The organism is Floridaenema aerugineum BLCC-F46, from assembly GCF_041929345.1.
Classification (GTDB): Bacteria; Cyanobacteriota; Cyanobacteriia; order Cyanobacteriales; family Aerosakkonemataceae; genus Floridanema; species Floridanema aerugineum.
Genome location: NZ_JBHFNQ010000237.1, coordinates 1 through 2,525 on the forward strand (window position 1 = coordinate 1; position 2,525 = coordinate 2,525).

At 37.8% G+C, this 2,525-nt stretch carries 2 protein-coding genes and 2 pseudogenes; 1 reads left to right on the plus strand and 3 read right to left on the minus strand.

Annotation, left to right across the window (positions count from 1 at the left end; genetic code table 11):
• The coding region (locus tag ACE1CC_RS33055; RefSeq protein WP_413274684.1) for a hypothetical protein at positions 1 to 211 on the minus strand (211 nt) is incomplete at its 3' end.
• Between the two features lie 152 nt (positions 212 to 363).
• Positions 364 to 1,571 (minus strand): annotated as a pseudogene (locus ACE1CC_RS33065) (RNA-guided endonuclease InsQ/TnpB family protein).
• A gap of 50 nt (positions 1,572 to 1,621) precedes the next feature.
• On the opposite strand from ACE1CC_RS33065, the pseudogene tnpA reads away from it, so the two are divergent.
• Positions 1,622 to 2,036: pseudogene (gene tnpA / locus ACE1CC_RS33070) on the plus strand (IS200/IS605 family transposase).
• Here tnpA and ACE1CC_RS33075 read toward each other — a convergent pair.
• The coding region (locus tag ACE1CC_RS33075; protein ID WP_413274687.1) for a hypothetical protein at positions 1,958 to 2,525 on the minus strand (568 nt) is incomplete at its 5' end. The pseudogene tnpA and the gene ACE1CC_RS33075 sit on opposite strands and share 79 nt — an antisense overlap.

A 2,525-nucleotide genomic window follows, 5' to 3' on the forward strand; every position in this document is an offset into this window, starting at 1 on the left:
CTGCAATCTTGCGATAAATCAGCGCCATAGAAGCTGCTGTATTTTCATCAATAGCTAAAACTTCGATCTGGGTACGATTGATCTTTGGAACCCAAATTTCAGATCCATTAACATTCTTTTTTATCGCTTCAACAACAGGAACTTCAATTTTCGCTTTTAAGCTTCTGATAATCTTTTTGATTTTTTCTTCATCAAACAAGCACGTTTCCACTTTCTCCTCCTTTTTTTTTGTCGGCGGTTCGCTTTCAGAATTGCGAGGTGGGAAAGTCGGACTCCAAGTAACTTTACCTGTCCCACCATAAATAGGCCAAACATATCGACCATCAAATCCAAAATTAAAACTTTTGACACTCTCCCGTTAAGCTACGCTGTAACGGGAGATTCTTGCTTCACCGAAACCTGCTCTTTGATGCAAGCAAGCACCACTAAGTCTTACAGCTTCTCCACAAGCTTGAAATTCCGTATGTCCTACGGTATTTGTTAACAGAATCCGTATACCTTCTTCCCTTAAATTTTGTGTTGCATTTTCATCTCTATCATGGTGAATTTTGCACTCTGGACAAACCCATTCACGGACGCTGAGATTTAATGAATTATTCTTGAAAAAAGCAACCATTACAAAGCTTTGTACTGGGAAAGAATCTGTCAACTTGTACAAGTATTTTTCCTTCTCGATCCAGTTTATAGCAGATGAAATTAAGCAACATTCCCCATCCAGCATCTAACACTGATTTTGCTAGTTTGGTTCGCGCTAATCCTTTGATGCAAAGGTTTTCAGCTATAATGACTTGGTTTTCGTCAACTAACTTTCTTGAGAGTTTATGGAGAAAATCTTGTCTGGTATTGGCTATCTTTTCGTGAACTCTGGCAACTCTTTTAACTGTTTTCTTCCTATTATTTGAACCCTTAAGTTTACGACTTAAAGCTTGTTGTCTACGTCTTAAACGCTTGGCATATTTTCTGGTAGGTTTGATTGGATCAACTTTATCAAACTTTTCTCCATCAAATACAGTAACTAAACTGCTCAAACCTAGATCAATACTTGAGATTTTTCCTTCTTTACTACTGGTTAAATCATCAGTTTCAAATAAAATTGCAGCAAAATACTTATCTGTGCTTGTTTGAGAAACAGTTACAGACTTAATTTTACCGTTAATACTTTTTGAAATTGAAGCTTTAACAATCCCAAGTTTTGGCAACTTTAAACCACCATTTTTAATTGAACAGCTTTCAGGGTAACGAATTGATTGTTTCCTGTGCTTGCTTTTAAACTTTGGGAATCTCGCTCGTAAGACAAAGAAATTATTGAAGGCAGATTCTAGGTTTTTAAGCGTCTGCTGTAATGTAGCAGCAGTTACTTCTGTTAACCATTCATAATCTGGTAGCTTTTTCAGTTGGGTTAGGTCTTTCGCCATATCGCAATAGCTCATACTCTTACCCGTTTCTTGATACTGATTGTTAGTTTTATTCAGGTAATAATTAAACACAAAACGGGAACAACCAAAGCTTTTAGCTAAAGCTTCTCGCTGTTCTTTATTTGGATAAATTCTTACCTTGAGCGTGTCTAACATCAGTTCTTTTGAGCTAAACTTATTTGTATGTTAACACTTGGCGCTTTAAAATGTCAACCTCATACCATCATGGTTTTAGGTCTGTTTACAGGCTTAACGCTCACGTTGTTTTAGTGGTAAAATATCGTAGACGTGCAATCAACGGCGAAATCTTAATACGATTGGAACAAATCTTAAAACAAACCTTAAATAAATGGGAATCAGAATTACTAGAATTTAATGGAGAATCAGATCACGTACATCTACTAATTGACTACAAGCCAGATATACCACTATCTACATTAATCGGTAACTTAAAAACAGTTAGTAGCCGATTAATTCGCAAGGAATATCCCTGCTTGGCACAGAAATATTTCTACAACAAACCAAATTTGCTGGACTGGTTCTTATTTTGTTGCTAGTTGTGGCGGTGCAACAGTGGAACAGTTAAAAAAATATGTCGAACAACAAGCGACACCAGAATAAGGATTCGCTACGCTCAATTTATTTATTGGTCGCCATTCATCTCCCGTTAACCTTCGGTGTAACGGGAGTCCTCTGGCTCCATTCTTGATAGAAGGTTTCGTGTAGTCACCGGACCGCCAGCTTTCTCCCGGCCCTATATAGACCCACCTATTACCCACCCGATATTGCCAATAAGTACCGACAGTAGTAACTAGCGAGTCATTACTGCGAAAGAAGAATTTCTTAATTTCACTAACATCTTGACGTACATTTGTAGTTGTGTAAGACGGAAATGTGAGGTTCCTTATAACTGGTCGTGTTCTAGCAACTCCATCGCTGGGGAAATAAAGATGGATATTGGAAGGATCTTGTTTAACGGTAATAGTCAAATCCACAGGAGAGTCGAAAATTTCTCCCTCGTCCTTAGTATCAATAGGAGGAATTTGTACTTGATCGGGGTTATCGAAAGGCTGAGACGGATATTGACTATTGTCGTTTCTCCTTGTCTCA